The organism is Cytobacillus sp. Bac17, from assembly GCF_024519925.1.
GTDB lineage: Bacteria > Bacillota > Bacilli > Bacillales > Cytobacillaceae > Cytobacillus > Cytobacillus pseudoceanisediminis.
In genome coordinates this window covers 1-314 of record NZ_JALJRC010000131.1, presented here as the reverse complement: position 1 = coordinate 314, position 314 = coordinate 1, and the positions used below count along the sequence as shown (strand labels likewise).

Below are 314 nucleotides of genomic sequence, written 5' to 3'. Positions count from 1 at the left end.
CCTTGTTTCTGCCCCCGGGGTTCCCCTCCTCGCCTCCTTCTCCTCTCTTCTTTCTTCCTCTTCTTTTCTTTCCTTTCCTTTTCCTCTTCCCCCTTCCCCCCCTTCTTTCCTCTCCTCTTCCTCCCTTCCTTCCCTTTCTTCCTCCTTCTCCTCCTCTTCCTCTTTCCCCTTCTTCCCTTCTTCCTTTTTTCCCCTTTCCTCCCCCTCCTTCTTTCTTCTTCTTCTCCTCTCCTCCTCTTTTCCTCCCCCCTCTTCTCTTTTTTCCTTCTTCCCTTTTCTCCCTTTTTTTCCTTCTTCCCCCTCCTCCTTCCTTT

The 314-nt window shown here is 51.0% G+C and carries 1 protein-coding gene; it reads right to left on the bottom strand.

All coding sequences use genetic code 11. The features are described from left to right. A partial coding sequence (locus NR125_RS30400; protein ID WP_256816915.1) for a hypothetical protein occupies nt 1-314 on the bottom strand: 314 nt, incomplete at both ends.